The 15,079-nt window shown below is 63.8% G+C and carries 12 protein-coding genes; 8 read left to right on the forward strand and 4 right to left on the reverse strand.

Features of this window, described 5'->3' with window-relative positions; translation table 11 throughout:
• Positions 1-54: 54 nt before the first annotated feature.
• Positions 55-459 (reverse strand): hypothetical protein, encoded by a 405-nt coding sequence (locus tag IG122_RS19455; RefSeq protein WP_193187651.1) that lies wholly within the window; start codon positions 457-459, stop codon positions 55-57.
• Between the two features lie 224 nt (positions 460-683).
• Between IG122_RS19455 and IG122_RS19460 the strand changes: the two genes are divergently transcribed.
• On the forward strand, positions 684-1,271 hold the full coding sequence (locus tag IG122_RS19460) for a LysE family translocator (RefSeq protein ID WP_193187653.1): 588 nt from the start codon (positions 684-686) through the stop codon (positions 1,269-1,271).
• Between the two features lie 18 nt (positions 1,272-1,289).
• A complete protein-coding gene (locus IG122_RS19465) occupies positions 1,290-2,441 on the forward strand; it encodes a DSD1 family PLP-dependent enzyme (RefSeq protein WP_193187655.1) in 1,152 nt (383 codons plus the stop codon).
• Here IG122_RS19465 and IG122_RS19470 read toward each other — a convergent pair.
• A complete protein-coding gene (locus IG122_RS19470; RefSeq protein WP_226893767.1) occupies positions 2,435-3,331 on the reverse strand; it encodes a LysR family transcriptional regulator in 897 nt (298 codons plus the stop codon). The genes IG122_RS19465 and IG122_RS19470 overlap by 7 nt on opposite strands.
• A 77-nt stretch (positions 3,332-3,408) precedes the next feature.
• Here IG122_RS19470 and IG122_RS19475 point away from each other — a divergent pair, with 77 nt between their 5' ends.
• From IG122_RS19475 to IG122_RS19500, 6 genes are all read left to right on the forward strand, one after another.
• On the forward strand, positions 3,409-4,356 hold the full coding sequence (locus IG122_RS19475) for a PLP-dependent cysteine synthase family protein (protein ID WP_319024938.1): 948 nt from the start codon (positions 3,409-3,411) through the stop codon (positions 4,354-4,356).
• Positions 4,346-5,020 carry a DNA-3-methyladenine glycosylase I gene (locus IG122_RS19480; RefSeq protein WP_193187660.1) on the forward strand — a complete coding sequence of 225 codons (675 nt, stop codon included), beginning with the start codon at positions 4,346-4,348 and terminating at the stop codon, positions 5,018-5,020. Before IG122_RS19475 ends, IG122_RS19480 begins: the two co-directional genes overlap by 11 nt.
• A 118-nt stretch (positions 5,021-5,138) precedes the next feature.
• A complete protein-coding gene (locus IG122_RS19485) occupies positions 5,139-6,098 on the forward strand; it encodes an NAD(P)-dependent oxidoreductase (protein WP_193187662.1) in 960 nt (319 codons plus the stop codon).
• A 41-nt stretch (positions 6,099-6,139) separates the two neighbouring features.
• Positions 6,140-7,564, forward strand: a complete 1,425-nt coding sequence (locus IG122_RS19490; RefSeq protein ID WP_193187665.1) for an aldehyde dehydrogenase family protein — start codon at positions 6,140-6,142, stop codon at positions 7,562-7,564.
• A gap of 196 nt (positions 7,565-7,760) precedes the next feature.
• Positions 7,761-8,315: a cytochrome b gene (locus tag IG122_RS19495; RefSeq protein ID WP_193187667.1), complete on the forward strand. Its 555-nt coding sequence runs from the start codon at positions 7,761-7,763 to the stop codon at positions 8,313-8,315.
• 64 nt (positions 8,316-8,379) lie between these two features.
• The gene (locus IG122_RS19500; protein WP_193187669.1) at positions 8,380-10,173 is read left to right on the forward strand and encodes a hypothetical protein; all 1,794 of its coding nucleotides are present in this window, start codon (positions 8,380-8,382) and stop codon (positions 10,171-10,173) included.
• A 17-nt stretch (positions 10,174-10,190) separates the two neighbouring features.
• On the opposite strand, the gene IG122_RS19505 is transcribed toward IG122_RS19500, so the two are convergent.
• Both IG122_RS19505 and IG122_RS19510 read right to left on the reverse strand, forming a co-directional pair.
• Complete coding sequence (locus IG122_RS19505) at positions 10,191-12,290, reverse strand: hypothetical protein (protein ID WP_193187671.1); 2,100 nt, start codon at positions 12,288-12,290, stop codon at positions 10,191-10,193.
• Positions 12,291-12,303: 13 nt separating this feature from the next.
• Positions 12,304-15,078, reverse strand: a complete 2,775-nt coding sequence (locus IG122_RS19510; RefSeq protein WP_193187673.1) for a DUF4159 domain-containing protein — start codon at positions 15,076-15,078, stop codon at positions 12,304-12,306.
• Position 15,079: the final 1 nt, after the last annotated feature.

Consider the following 15,079-nt stretch of genomic DNA (forward strand, 5'->3'; position numbering starts at 1 on the left):
GGGAATGGCGGATTGGCGCCCATTGGATCAGCCTGAGAGTAACCGTGCGTTCGTTTATTGAACCCGCTTCACGCGGCCGTCCTTCATCAACCGCTGCAGCAGGGCGCGGTCGGCGACGGCGGTATGGAAAACGACATAATCGCCGTCGCTGCGGGCCATGTAGTAGTCGATGGGCACGTCTTTTCCGGAATCGTCACGGAAATCGAAGCAGAGGACGTAGTGATCCGCCATCGACAGGATCATCGGATGAGCCGTGACCGGATGCAGTTTGTGAACCTCGCCATCTTTCGGATCGAGATAGAGAACCGAGCCGTTGACCAGTGTGCTGTCGACGTGCCGCTGCATCGCGGCCTGGATCGCCGCTTTCTCGGAGAGGGTGAGCGCGGACGCGGTCCCTGTCGGAGCTGCGACGGCAGCGAACATGAAGAACCCGAGCGCGAAGAGTTGAATCCTGGTCATCGTTTGTCTCGTCCTGCTGGAATTTTCAGCGTTTTATCATTGAGATAATAAAGAAGCGGTTAATTCTGGAACACCGGTTCAACTATCTAAAATGCCATGTATTTCGGCGAGCGATCAGAGCGCGCGTCCCGCTTCCCGGGATAACCAGCGAACAGATTGACAGCTCCGCCGGCGAGGCTAGGCTCCTCATCCGGCGTTTTCCGCCTCCAGCCTTCCGGATTCTCATGCTTTCATTCGCAACGGCGATCTTCTTTCTCATCATCACGCCCGGAATTGGCGTTTTGACGGCAGCCGGCGTCGGGGCTGGATACGGCTTTGCAGCCGGCATACGCTTCCTGATCGGGCTCTGCATCGGCACCAACGCGGTGGCCGTGCTCACCGTGACCGGGATCGCGGCGATCGTGCTTGCAAATCCGATCCTCGGGCCGGTGCTGCTCTACGGATCGGTCGCCTACCTGCTTTATCTCGCCTTCAAGATCGGCTGGGCCGGCTCGAAGATCGCCTTTGTCGAACGGCAGACCGCGCCGGGAATCGTCGGCGGGTTCCTTCTGCAGCTGATCAATCCGAAGGCATACGCGGTCAACACCACGCTTTTTTCAGGTTTTCATTTCATGCCCGAGAACATGAGCATGGAACTGGCGCTGAAATTCCTGATCATCAACGCGATCTGGGTTCCGGTTCACCTGCTCTGGCTCTGGGCCGGGGTCTCGCTGAAGCATCTCGATCTGTCGGAGAGGAGCCAGTCCGTGATCAACAAGGGCATGGCGCTGTCGATGCTGATCGTTGTCGGGCTTGCGGCGATGAAAGGCTGAGATGAGGGAGTGATAAAGATGATCGACATGTCTTCAAGCAATCCTGAAGTCGGATACGACATGCCGGCGGCCGTCGGCATGCCGGAAGCCGAGATTCAGACGCCCTGTCTGGTGATCGACCTCGACGCTTTCGAGGACAATCTGCGGAAGATGGGAAAACTCTGCGCCGGGATGGGCGTGAAGCTCCGGCCGCACGGCAAGATGCACAAGTCTGCCGACATCGCCCGCCGGCAGATCGAGATCGGCGGCGCAACGGGGATCTGTTGTCAGAAAGCCTCCGAGGCCGAGGCCTTCGCGCGCGGCGGCATCACCGATATCCTCGTCACCAACCAGGTCCGCAGTCCGCGCATGATCGACCGGCTGGCCCGGCTTGCGGGCGACGTGAAACTCGGCATCTGCGTTGACGATGCGGAGAACGTCGCGGAACTCTCGGCGGCGGCGACCCGGCACGGCAGCGAGATATCGGTGCTGGTCGAGATCGATTGCGGCGCCGGTCGCTGCGGCGTCGAGCCGGGGGCGCCGGCGGTGGAACTGGCGAAAGCGATCATGGCCGCGCCCGGGCTCGTCTTCTCGGGTATCCAAGCCTATCACGGCGCAGCCCAGCATGTGCGTGCCTTCGCCGAGCGGAAAGCGCGGATCGACGGCGCCATCGCCCTTGCGCGGGAAACCCGCGATGCGCTCGTCGCGGCCGGCATTCCCTGTCCGACCGTGACCGGCGCGGGAACCGGCAGCTACATGTTCGAAGGCAATTCCGGGGTCTATACCGAGCTGCAATGCGGTTCCTACGCCTTCATGGACGCGGATTATGGCAAGGACCTCGACGAAAGCGGCGCGCCGATCTCCGATTTCAAGAACGCCTTCTTCCTGCTCACCTCGGTCATGAGCACGGCGAAACCCGGGCAGGCGGTCTGCGATGCCGGCCTCAAGGTCCAGAGTATCGATTCCGGCCTGCCGGTGATCTTCGGACGGAACGATGTCGAGTATGTCGGCTGCTCGGACGAGCACGGTACGATCCGCGATCCGGGTAATGTGCTGAAGGCGAACGACAGGCTGAAGCTGGTGCCGGGCCATTGCGATCCGACCTGCAACATCCACGACTGGTATGTCGGCGTGCGCGGCGGCAAGGTCGAATGCCTCTGGCCTGTGACGGCGCGCGGCAAGGCCTACTGAGCAGGCACGCCCTCGTAGAACGTTCTTCGTTCCGCAAAATGCCGGGCAAGCGCGTCCTTCAGGGCTCGCAGCCGCGCCAGGTTCTTCTGGTCCGGGCGGGAGAGGATCCAGATGCTCCGGTCGGCGATCAGCTTCGCGCCGGGTACGCGCACCAGGCCGGACTGGCAGTCGCCGAGGAAACAGGGCAGGAGTGTCAGGAAAGGGCCGTGTCGCGTGATCTCGATCTGGCTCCGGTGCTCCGGGCATTTATGCACCATGGCGAGGCCGGTGATCCCGGTCTCCTCGGTCCAGCCGGTACCCTCGTCCTCCTTCGCCCAGCCGAGCCAGCGGACGGCACCGCGGTCCCGCTCCAGCAGCGCGCGGGTCTCCGCGCTTGCATAGACCGTCTTGCGGTACTGCATCACCCGCTGGCCGATGGCTTCGTCGTCGACCTCAAAGGCGAGGCGGACGGAGAGATCGGCCTCGAGCTCGGCAAAACGGGTGAAGCGGTCGGTGATCTCCAGTTCGATCTCGATTTCCGGGTAATCCTCCGCGAACCCGGCCAGCGCAGCACCGAGCCCAGCGGGGCAAAGCGCGAAGGGAATGCTGACCCGGATGGGGCCCTTCAGTTCCGCATCCCGTCCGGCGGCGAGACTTGTCGCGGTGCGGAAGGCGGTCTCCATCTCGGCCGCATGGCGGGCCAGCTCCGTTCCTTCCGCGGTTGCTTCCAGCCCCCGGCGCGTCCGCCCGAAGAGGCGCGTGCCAAGCGTCTGCTCGACCGCGTTCAGGCGCTGCAGCACGGTGCCGTGATTCACCCCGAGGTCTCGTGCGGCCGCGCGGATCGACCCCGCCCGCGCGACCGCGAGCACATACCGGAGATCGTCCCAACTAGTGGATAAAATTTTGACCATAATGGTGAATATTATCGCTCTTTGGTCCTTATAAATAGCCACTTAAGGTCCCGCATTCGCATTTGACGGAGGTGACAGTGCGCGGACAGACGATTATCGACCGGATCGGCAACTCGCCGCTGATCGAGCTGCGGAAACTGGTACCGGCCGGGGCGGGCCGGGTATTGCTCAAGCTCGAAAGCGAAAACCCGACCGGCTCGATGAAGGACCGCATGGCGCTGGCCATGGTGGAGGCGGCGGAGCGCGACGGGCGGCTCCCGCCCGGCGGACCGGTGGTGGAATATACCGGGGGCAGTACCGGTGTCTCGCTCGCCATGGTCTGCGCGGTGAAGGGCTATCCCCTTCACATCGTCACGTCCGATGCCTTCAGCCTCGAGAAGCGACGGCACATGCAGGCGCTCGGCGCGAAGCTGACCGTGGTGCCGAGCGACAAGGGCGCTATGGACGCGGCGCTGACCCGCGCGATGATCGCCGAGGCGGACCGGATCCAGCAGGAGACCGGCGCCTTCTGGACGGACCAGCTCAACAATGCCGACCAGCTTGCGGCCTACCATGCGATGGGCGCGGAGATCTGGGAGCAGACCGGCGGGCGCCTCCATGCCTTCGTTCAGGCGACCGGGACAGCCGCCTCGGCGCGGGGCGTTTCCGAGTTCCTGAAGGAGCGGGGCAAGGATATCCGCACAATTGCCATCGAGCCCGCAGAATCGGCGGTGCTGTCCGGCGGTCCGTCGGGCAAGCACAGGATCGAGGGCGTCGGGGCGGGGTTCGTGGTTCCGCTCTGGGATCCCTCGCCGATCGACGAGATTGCTGCCGTGAGCACGATGGAGGCGATGGCGATGTCCCGCCGTCTGGCGCGCGAGGAAGGGCTTTTCGCCGGCACCTCGACCGGGGCGAACGTCCTCGTCGCCCTCCGTGAAGCGGAGCGGCTGGGGCCGGACTCCGTCATCGTCACCGTGATGTGCGACAGTGGGGTCAAATATCTGAGTACCGAGCTCTACACTGGAGAGACGAGAGATGCCGGTTGAAAGCTTTGCCGCGATCCGTCGACGGGCCGAGGAAAAACATGGCGGTGCCGCCGCATTGGACAAGCGCATCACCGAGGGGCTGCGGCCGGGCGATCCGGCGGCTCTCTCCGACGACCGGATCCTTGCGGAGATGGCCAAGCGGGTGTTCCAGGCCGGGTTCTCCTGGAAGGTGATCGAGGCCAAATGGCCGGGATTCGAGGAGGCGTTCGACGATTTCGACATCGCCGTGAATGTGGAGATGAGCGCGGAGCGGCTTGCCTCCCTGATGGCAGACGACCGTATCGTGCGCAACAAGCCGAAGATTCTCGCGGTGCGGGACAATGCCCTCTTGGTGGAGCAGATGGCGGCGCTTGACGGCAGCGCGGGCAGGTTCCTCGCGAAATGGGACCGGACCGATCAGATCGGTCTGCTGGAGTATCTGAAGGAGCACGGCACCCGGCTCGGCGGCGCGACCGGGCAGTATTTCCTCCGCTTCGTCGGTTGGGACGGCTTCATCCTCTCGAAGGATGTGGTCGCGGCGTTGGGGCAGGCCGGCGTGATTGACGGTCCGGCCACCTCGAAATCGGCCCTGGCGAAGATCCAGGCCGCCTTCAACGCGTGGCACGAGGAGAGCGGTCGCCCGCGCGCCGAGATCAGCCGGACGCTGGCGCTCTCTGTCGGCTAGAAAGTAGGCGCGCGGGATTCATAACGTGAGCCCGGTTCTCCGATAAGCATTTCTCCGGTTTCCATCCGGTTCCGTCGCCTGCAAGCTCGCCCGGAGTTCAGATCGCGGGGGAGACGGGATGAAGATCGGGTTCATCGGACTTGGAAATGTCGGGGCCAAGCTGGCGGGCAGTCTGCTTCGGAACGGCGCCGAACTCACGGTACGCGACCTCGACGCGGCGAATATGCAGCCATTTATCGAGCAAGGCGCGGCAGCCGGCGCAAGCCCGAAAGCGATGGCGGAGGCCTCTGACATCGTCATCACCTGCCTGCCGAGCCCGGCGATCTCCGCGTCGGTGATGGAAGCGGAAGACGGCATCCTCGCCGGGCTCGCGCCGGGGAAGATCTGGGCGGAGATGTCGACCACCGACGCCGATGAAGTCAAACGGCTCGGCGCGTTGGTCGCGGCAAAGGGCGCCGAGGCGGTCGACTGCCCGGTCTCCGGCGGATGTCACAGGGCGGCGACCGGCAATATCGCGATCCTCGCCGGCTGTGCGCGACCGACCTTCGAGAAGATCCTGCCGGTGCTGACCATGATGGGCCGCCGCATCCTGCATACCGGCGATCTCGGTACCGCCTCGGTGCTGAAGGTGATGACCAACTACCTCGCGACGGCCAATCTGGTGACGCTCTGCGAGGCGCTGGTGACCTCGAAGGCGGCGGGGATGGATCTCAACACCACTTTCGAGGCGATCCGCATCTCCTCCGGCAATTCCTTCGTCCACGAGACCGAGAGCCAGGTCATCCTGAACGGCTCGCGCGACATCAGCTTCACTATGGATCTGGTGCTGAAGGATGTCGGCCTCTTCCACGAGATCGCGGAGAAGAATGGCGTCCCGCTGGAGGTCTCTCCATTGCTCTGCGACATCTTCCGCGACGGCATTTCCCGCTTCGGTCCGCGCGAGCTCTCGCCCAACATCATCAAGCGGCTGGAAGAGGCGACCGGCCTCGACATCACCGCGCCGGGCTTCCCGGCGGAGATGGTGGATGACGAGCCGGAGGCGCCGGGCTATGAAATCGTACCCCCGGGGCGCGCTTAGGGGCCGCTCCCGACGGACAATCTGCAGCCGGGAGGAGAGCCATGCTGGACCGACGCGCATTCTTCATCGACGGAAGCTGGGTCGCACCGATCGACGGCCAGGATTTCGAGGTCGTGAACCCGGCGACCGAGGAGGCCGTGGCGGTGATCTCGCTCGGCGGCGCCGAGGACGTGGACTATGCCGTCCGCGCCGCGCGGGACGCCTTCGAGATGTGGAGCGAGTCCGCAATCTCCGAACGCGCCGACCTGCTGCGCCGGGCGCGCGAGATCTATCTCCGGCGCCGGGACGAGTTCGCCGAGGCGATGACCATGGAGATGGGCGCGCCGCGCGACTTCTCGCGGGAGAGCCAGGCACCCTGCGGCGACACGCTCCTTGCGTCGGCGATCGAGGCGCTGGAGGCACATGTCTTCGAACGCCCGAGCCTACGCGGCGGCAGCACGCTGCGCGACGAAGCGGCGGGTGTCGCCGGGCTGATCACACCCTGGAACTGGCCGGTCAACCAGGTGATGGCCAAGGTCGCCTCGGCGCTTGCCGCCGGCTGCACCATGGTGCTGAAGCCGAGCGAATACGCGCCGCTCTCCGCCGGCATGGTGGCGGAGGTGCTGGCCGAGGCGGGCTGCCCGCCGGGCGTCTTCAATCTCGTGCATGGCGACGGCTTCTGCACCGGCACCGCGCTCTCCGCCAATCCGGGGATCGACCTGCTCTCCTTCACCGGCTCGACCCGCGCCGGCACAGAAGTGATGAAGGCGGCGGCGGACGGCATCCGCCGGGTGGCGCTGGAGCTTGGCGGCAAGAGCCCGAACATCCTCTTCGCCGACGCCGATCTCGACACGGCGCTGCGCTTCAGCGTCCGGAACTGCTTCTCCAACAGCGGCCAGTCCTGCGACGCGCCGACCCGCCTCTTGGTGGAGAAGAGCGTCTATGACGAGGCGGTCACCATGGCCGGGCGCTTCGCCGCCGAGGTGCAGGTCGGCGACCCGCAGCAGCCGGGCGACCACATCGGCCCGCTGGTGAACAAGATCCAGTTCGAGCGGGTACAGGACCATATCCGCAAGGGGATCGAGGAGGGTGCCCGCGTCGTGACCGGCGGTCTCGGCAAGCCGGACGGGTTCGAACGGGGCTATTTCGTCAAGCCGACGATCTTCGCCGATGTCGACAACGGCATGCATGTCGCCCGCAACGAGATCTTCGGCCCGGTGCTGGTGATGATTCCGTTCGACGGCGAGGACGAGGCGGTCGCCATCGGCAACGACACGGATTACGGCCTCGCCGCCTATATCCAGACCTCGGACGCGGCGCGGGCCCAGCGCGTCGCCCGCCGGCTCAGGGCGGGGAACGTCTATATCAACGGAAATTACGGCGACACCGACGTGCCTTTCGGCGGCTACAAGCAGTCCGGCATCGGCCGCGAGAATGGGCCGTTCGGGCTTGCGGAGTTTCTGGAGACGAAGGCGATCACGGGGTAGGGGAGCTTCCGGCCCACCTCATCCAAAAAAAGCGTCATCCCGGCGCAGGCCGGGACCCAGGGAACATAGGATCGTGTCCTTCGATCTCCTGGGCCCCGGCCTCCGCCGGGGTGACGATCATCGGAGCAACTGTCGCATACCCACCGATGTCGGCTACACTATGCACCGTCCCGATCACCACCCGGCAGGGAGCCCCATGCAGGACGACCGCTATTCCCTCCCCCAGCGCTGGTTGCACTGGATCATCGCGCTGCTGGTCCTCGCCGCGCTCGGCGCCGGCACCCTGTTCTTCACCCTCGGCTTCGACGGGTTGATGAAGACATTCGGCGGCGACCTCACCAACGCGATCTACAAGTACCACAAGACCGCCGGCGTCCTCGTCCTCGCCCTGATGCTGCTCCGCCTCGTCCTGCGTATTCGCCTCGGCGCGCCGCCAAAGCCGGACAGCCTGACCCCGCCCGAACGCATCCTCGCGACCGGGGTGCAGCACCTGCTTTACGTGATGCTGATCGCGCTCCCGATCCTCGGCTGGGCGGCGACCGCCGCCGGCGGCTATCCGGTGGAGTTCTTCAACTGGACCCTCCCTGGCCTGCTCGCCAAGGACCCGGCGCTCTCGGAAACCCTCTTCGCCCTGCACGGCCTCGCCGCGCTGGCCGTCGCGGGCCTGATCGGCCTGCACATCGCCGGCGCGCTCCGGCACTGGCTGATCAAAAAGGACGGGGTGATGCGGCGGATGAGTTTGTTTGGGTGAGAGCGAAGTATTATAAGGCACTTAGTGCGCGATTATTGTTGCGCATGATGCAAAAAATGCTTGAATGCATTACACGTTTGGGGGTCAGATTCGAATACCAATGCAGGATTTATTGGATTTTCTCGGCTCGGCAGGGCTCGGCGAGTATCCCGTTGCTTACTTAAGCATCGCGATCTCTCTATTGCTCGTTCGATTTTTTGTAAAAAATGGAAGCTATCTTAAATCTCTTCGCCTGTTTTTGATTTCAAATGCTGCCATAAAAGTCTATCGTATTTTTTTGGTGTCTGTTCAGCGCTTTCTCAATAAATATATCGGCCCTCCATTCAGTGTGCAGTCTTTTGGGTCTTTTGTTGTTCTTGCTTTTTTCTACGCAACGATTTCATTTATGTTTACCGTTATCATAGATGGAAAAGTAAATTTAGGGCCATTTAGCATTCTGGATAATTTACTATCACGTGATCAGCGTCTCTTGTTCGGGATTGTCTGTGTCATTTCCTTTGTCACGTTTTTGATTTTTTCTTTGGAGTTCCTCGACGTCACAGAACACAATTTTGATATTAAGAGGGCGATTAAGATTCTGTCCCTTAGCTGCATGTGGGCGGGATTCATTTGTGGTCTAAATTCGATCATTTTCACGACAGATATTGCTGCGCTTTTGTTCGGTTCTACGGGGCGGCAGCCGATCGCGACCTCTACCACCTTTACAGCGCAATCCCTTGTGGATGCGGCGCGAATCGGATTCGCTGGAGCAATAATCGTATTTATTGTTGGATTCGTGCAGGGCTCGTTGGCTTTTTTCAAGAGAGTTATTGGCGAGACGCCGTTATACTATTCGAGCATAGACGACGTTACCACGCGATGGATTGAGAGATTCCGGCAAGGAAATGAAAAAGCGATAAAGACATTAAGGAAAAGCGTGATTTCATATTTTAATATTGTTGTCTTTGATGTTGTTGGAATTTCATATATTTTTATTGTTGGTACGATGGCTTTGTCTCTTTCGCTCCTTGCGGTCTCGGGGTTGAAAGAGATTGCGATCATTTCTCTTGCAATTACTATGATTTGTGGGTTTTCGGCGGTTTTGATTTGCTCATTTAAGAGCACAGACCGAAAGTCTACTGTTTCTGGTTGTCTCTTGCCGATTATCGTGACGTATCTTACCGCAATCGCATTGCAGAATTATGGGATAATCAATTTTCACGCATTCTATGCGCTTACATTGTTTGTGTTCATTTTGCCGATTACAAACGCGATAACCGATCTAATTTCTTTTGAGGCAAGTAGATTTCTCCTTTTTCACACAATTAAGAATAAAGAAAAAGAGGGAATCATAGTTTTTTTCTTGATAATAGACGCTGTTCTTGCTTTTGTCTTTCTGGTGTTTACGGCTATATTGTTGTCTATATTTATTGAAATCCTTTCAAGTTTATTCTCGGATAGTTATTCGAACATTTCTGCTCCCAGTTTCCTGACGCTGCTCGAGGAGGTAAAAGCAGCATCAATCGGAGATCGGTTCTGGGTGACCGTCATGCTCGTTACCACATTGCTTCCGACATTTTTGCATTTCCTTATCGCCGCTGGGTTATTGGTTTTCAGATTTCTTTTCGTCCACCTTGTCCGCTGGCATCAATACTCCCCTAGCCTACCTGCGGAAAAAGATGAGAAAGTCTCGACACAAGCCGATGCCGATAAAGATGAAATGATCACATTGCGTCATGCCCCTGTACTATTTACGCTTGGCATCACATCTTTTGTTTTTTTCTTTCTGAATATGACGTTGATAGCGTCTCTGGACAGAAATATATTCCAGTGGCTGGTCGAGATTGCCTACAACGTATCGCGATACATACTAATCTAGATTAAATTATACTGTGCTCACCCCGCCTCGCGTCTCCACGCCATGATGATCCCCCCGATCACCAGCAGCAGTACGAGTACGCCCGGCAGCAGCGGCACGGTCCTTACCCCCGTCACGATGTAGTCCTCGTTCCGGATCAGCCCCGCCCAGTCGCGGCCTGACGTCGCACGGCCGGCGCGGACGCGGCGGAGGTCGGGGACGGCCTCCTCGGCGCCCCAGGTGACCGAGCCGCCGGTCGCTTCCGCCACGGGGCCGAGCCACTCATCCGTCGTGCGCACGTCCGAGAGCTCGATCGGGTTGAGGGCGCCGACGGCGGCGAGCTTGGTCAGCACCCCGTCGGCGAAGCTGTGCAGCCCGACCTGGTCCGTGGTGAAGCTCGCCTGGCCGCGGCCGGGGCCGGTGCGGGTGAGCGGCAGGGTGACGCGTTCGCCGTCCGGCAGGGTCATGGTCACGTCCGGCAGCTCGCCGTCGAGCGAGCGGCGGATCACTTCGATCTCCTCGCCGCGCACCCGGACGCGGAGATCGTTCTCCTCCAGGTCCGGCTCCCGCATCAGCCAGTGGGCGGTGCGGCGCAGCAGTTCGGCCTGCGGGCCGCCGCCGTCGAAGCCGCGGGTCCAGAGCCACATCTGGTCGGTCAGCAGATGCGCGACCCGGCCCTCGCCGAAGCGGTCGAGCACCAGCAGCGGGCGGCCTTCCGGCCCGTCCATCAGCACCACGCCGCGCAGCACGTCGGCCTCGATCTGGCGGAACCAGCGGCCCCAGGTCGCCGTCTCGGTCTCGATCCCGTCGGCGTCCAGCAGCGGGCCGCCGCTGAGGCCGGAGGTCACCGGATGGCGATGGCCGTCGAGCGTGGTGTGCGCGCGGAACGGCTCCTCGACGATGGCGCCCGTCGGCAGTGCCGGCAGGACCTCGCCGAGCGGCGTATTGGCGAGCGACAGGCGCGAGGCGAAGGGCGGACCGCTCGCCTCCAGGAAGGCGCCGCCCTTGCGTACGAACTCGACGATGTTGCGCAGGTAGCTGCGCGGCAGCACGCCGCGGCGCTGGTACTGGTCGAAGATGATCAGGTCGAACTCGTCCAGCTTCAGCTCGAACAGCTCGCGCACCGGGAAGGCGATTAGCGAAAGCTCGCGCACCGGCGTGCCGTCCTGCTTCTCCGGCGGGCGCAGAATAGTGAAATGCACGAGGTCGACAGAGGGGTCGGCTTTCAGCAGGTCGCGCCAGGTGCGTTCGCCCGCATGCGGGGCGCCGGAGACCAGCAGCACGCGCAGCCGGTCGCGCACGCCGTTGATGGCGAGCACGGCGCGGTTGTTCTTTATGGTCAGCTCGTCCTCGCCCGGCGCCGCGGTGAGCTCGACAATGGTCTCGCCGCCATGGGTGATCGGGATCTCGATCTCCACCACCTGGTTGGCGCGGATCACCTGGTCCGGCTGGGCGACACCGTCGATGGAGAGGCTGAAGGGCACCGCCGCCGCTTCCTCCGCATCCTCGACCCGGATCTTCGCGGTGACGGAGCGGCCGACGACGCCGAAGGAGGGGACATGCTCGACCACGAGGCGGCGGTCCCGTTCGCCGCGCTTGCCGGTCAGGATCACGTGCAGTGGCGCACCGAGGTCGCGGCCGCGCAGCTCCTCCACTCGGTCGTGGCTCTGCCCGTCGGTGACCGCCAGCACGCCGGCGAGACGGCCTTGCGGCACGTCGTCCAGCACGTCGCGCAGGGCGGCGAAGAAGCGGGTGCCGTCGCGCCCGCTGCTGGCCCGGGCCCGGCCGCCGTCGAGGGTCACCACGCGGAGATCGAGATCCTCGAAATCCTGGAGCTGGCGCTGCAGGTTTTCGGAGATCGCGGCCGCCCGCTCCGTACGCCCGTCGATGCTCTGGCTGGTGCTCTCGTCGAGCAGCAGCACGGCGACGTCGTTGCGCGGATCGCGATCCTCGGCGATCAGATAGGGGTTGGCGAGCGCCGCGACGAGCACCGCGAGCGCGAGGCTGCGCCAGACCACGCCGCGGCCGCGCATCACGGCCGTGTAGATCACCAGCAGAATCCCGGCGGCGGCGAAGAGTGCGATTGCCCACCAGGGGATCATCGGCGAGAAGTCTATGCCGACGGCGGAGCCGATCATTGCCGCGTCCCCCTCATTGCCCGAGCCTTTCGAGAATGGCGGGGACATGCACCTGATCGGCCTTGTAGTTCCCGGTCAGCATGTACATCACCAGGTTGACGCCGGAGCGGAGGGCCATCTCGCGCTGGATCTCGCCGCCCGGCACCACCGGGAATTGGTAGAAGCCGTCGTCGGATTTCGCCCAGGCGGCGGCCCAGTCATGGCTGCCGATGATCACCGGCGAGACCTCGCTCGAGCGGTCGCCCTCGTCCTGCTGGACATAGAGCCGGCCGCCCTCGTAGCGCCCGGGGAAGCTGTCGAGCAGGTAGAAGGCCTTGGTCAGGACGTGGTTCTCCGGCACAGGTGCGAGCGCGGGGATGTCGAGTTCGCGGGTCAGGCTGCGTAGGCGCTGCAGGCCGGCGCCCGCGCCCGCGCCGCTGTCGATCCGGTCCCGCGTATCGAAGAAGAGCGTGCCGCCGTTCCGCATGTAGAGGTTGAGCCGCACGACACCGTTCGGCGTCAGGTCGCTCTGCGCCTCCGTGATCGGCCAGTAGAGCAAGGGGAAGAGCGAGAGCTCGTCGACCTCGACATCGACCGCCATCGGCTCCAGCGGCTCGACCGCCGTGCGCTGGGTCAGGACCTCGGTCAGGCTGCTGAGACCGGAGCGGCTGATCTCGTCCACCTCCCGGTCGCCGGTGATGACATAGGCGAGCCTCGTGGCGAGCGCCGCGCGCATGATCCAGCGGTCCTCCTCGCTCATCGGCGCGCCGCTGGAGATGATGTTCTGCGCACTCGCCGTCACGGGAACCGTCGCAAGCGTTGCGCCGAGCAGCAGCATCGCCGCCGTTTCGCGCACCCGTGCATTGCCCACGCCCGGCACGAGGCCGCGCATCACCAGCGTGATGACGAAATCCGCCAGCAGCAGCAGGACCGCCGCCGTGAGCGCCCAGGGCGCGAGATCGAGTTCGTCGCCGCCGCCGTAGCTGACCCGCGATGTGCCTCCCGGCAGGGTCTCCAGCGGCGTCATCCTTGCCGCTTCCGGCCCGAGATTGACGGCCGTGCGAGAGAGCTCGCTGCCGTAGTAGCCGGGCGGATGCTCGTGATCGATATTGGCCGCCTCGCCCTTCAGGAAGGAAATGGCGCGTGCGCTCGCCGGCGGGGTCCCGAGCTGGCCCAGGCCATCCAGCGTTTCGACCGGTGCCGCGGCCCCGCCATCCGTCCGCTGTCCGACGCCGGCACTGACGGCGACAATACGTCGGAGCATCTCGACGAAGGCGCCCGAGAGCGAGAGATCGCTCCAGTCCGTGTTGGCCGTGGTGTGGAAGAGGACGATGCGCCCGTCTTCGCGCGCCATCGCGGTCACGATGGGCGTGCCGTCAACGAGGCTGGCCCAGGTCCGGTCCGCGAGTTCGATCGAGGGATCGGCGAGCACCTGCTTGTAGATCAGCACGTTGTCGTAATCGGGCAGATCGGCGAACGGCGTCTCGCCGTCGAACGGGGCGAGTGCGGCCGGTTCCGACCAGGAGAGCACGCCGCCGAGCGAGCGGTCGCCGCCGCGGAGCCGGACCGGCAGCAGTTCCGACTCGCCGAGCCCGCGGTTTTCCAAGCTTGCGGCGGCGAGGCGCGGGCCGGCGAAGCGGATCAGCGTGCCGCCCTTCTCGACCCAGTCGAACAGCTTCTGCTTTTCCGCCGGCGGCAACAGGCCGGTATCGGGCAGCACGATCACCGAGATGTCGCGCTCGAGGAACTCCGCGAGTGTGCCGCGGCTGACCTCGCTGAACGGCGACAGGGCCCGGTCGATGAAGAACATCTCCTCCAGCAGCGGCTGGGAGTCGGCAAAGCCGGTGCCGGAGACGAGACCGACCGGACGGCGGCGAAAACTCTCGTCCAAAAGGGCGACGGAGGCCGCTCCAGGCAGATCGGCAAGCTCGAGCCGGGCGAGCTCGTTCCTCAGTTCCAGCGGCAACTCCACATTCACTTCCGCCGCAGGCTCACCCTCGGCGAAGGTCGCAGCGGTGCGGGTCAGAACCCGTCCGTCGGTCGCCACGGCGCGGATGTTCACGCCCTGCTCGGCGCCGGGTTTCAGCCGCGTGACCCGCGCCGTCAGTGCATTGCCGTCCCCGATCCGCGCCGTCAGCGCCATCGGCTGCTGGCCGCCCTCATAGACGGTCAGGGCGCCGAAACGGATCAGCTGTTCCGCGAGAACGGCATCGTCCGCGTCCTGGATCCCGTCGGTGAGCCAGAAGACGGAGGCCGGCCGTTCGATCGGCGCCGCCCCGATCCGTTCCGCCGCGACGAAGGGGACGCTGGCCCAGGGCTGGGGTGCGAGCGCATTGACGAAAGTGCGGGCCGCCTCGGGCGCCATCAGTCCGCCGCGCTCCAGTGCCGCCGAATCCGAGAACGCAGTCGGGAAGACCGCGATTTCCCGACCGGCCCGTTCTGCGCGCTCGATCAGGTCCAGAGCGGCAGACTTGCGCTCGGCCCAGCCCGGCGCGGCCGCCCATCCGTTATCGACGACGATCACCACCGGGCCGCCCCCGTCGAGCTCATCCCTGGCGCCGATCAGCGGCTGTGACAGCGCGAGGATGACGAGGGCCGCAAACAGCAGGCGCAGCAGTAAGAGCCACCAGGGCGTGCGGTCCGGCGTCTCTTCCGGAGACTGCAACCCATAGAGCAGCCGGATCGCCGGGAAGGCGACGGTGCGAGGAGAGGGCGGGGTGATCCGGATCAGCAGCCAGATCGCCGGCAGCACGATGAGCGCCGTCAGGATCCAGGGAGAGGCGAAGGCGAGCGGGCCGAGACTCAGCATG

Origin of the sequence: Nisaea sediminum (genome assembly GCF_014904705.1) — a bacterium.
Classification (GTDB): Bacteria; Pseudomonadota; Alphaproteobacteria; order Thalassobaculales; family Thalassobaculaceae; genus Nisaea; species Nisaea sediminum.

What these genes read in the sequence shown, in the direction of transcription:
- IG122_RS19455 (WP_193187651.1), bottom strand. Translation starts at nt 459, where the DNA reads ATGACCAGGATTCAACTCTTCGCGCTCGGGTTCTTCATGTTCGCTGCC.
- IG122_RS19460 (WP_193187653.1), top strand. Translation starts at nt 684, where the DNA reads ATGCTTTCATTCGCAACGGCGATCTTCTTTCTCATCATCACGCCCGGA.
- IG122_RS19465 (WP_193187655.1), top strand. Translation starts at nt 1,290, where the DNA reads ATGATCGACATGTCTTCAAGCAATCCTGAAGTCGGATACGACATGCCG.
- IG122_RS19470 (WP_226893767.1), bottom strand. Translation starts at nt 3,331, where the DNA reads ATGGTCAAAATTTTATCCACTAGTTGGGACGATCTCCGGTATGTGCTC.
- IG122_RS19480 (WP_193187660.1), top strand. Translation starts at nt 4,346, where the DNA reads ATGCCGGTTGAAAGCTTTGCCGCGATCCGTCGACGGGCCGAGGAAAAA.
- IG122_RS19485 (WP_193187662.1), top strand. Translation starts at nt 5,139, where the DNA reads ATGAAGATCGGGTTCATCGGACTTGGAAATGTCGGGGCCAAGCTGGCG.
- IG122_RS19490 (WP_193187665.1), top strand. Translation starts at nt 6,140, where the DNA reads ATGCTGGACCGACGCGCATTCTTCATCGACGGAAGCTGGGTCGCACCG.
- IG122_RS19495 (WP_193187667.1), top strand. Translation starts at nt 7,761, where the DNA reads ATGCAGGACGACCGCTATTCCCTCCCCCAGCGCTGGTTGCACTGGATC.
- IG122_RS19500 (WP_193187669.1), top strand. Translation starts at nt 8,380, where the DNA reads ATGCATTACACGTTTGGGGGTCAGATTCGAATACCAATGCAGGATTTA.
- IG122_RS19505 (WP_193187671.1), bottom strand. Translation starts at nt 12,290, where the DNA reads ATGATCGGCTCCGCCGTCGGCATAGACTTCTCGCCGATGATCCCCTGG.
- IG122_RS19510 (WP_193187673.1), bottom strand. Translation starts at nt 15,078, where the DNA reads ATGCTGAGTCTCGGCCCGCTCGCCTTCGCCTCTCCCTGGATCCTGACG.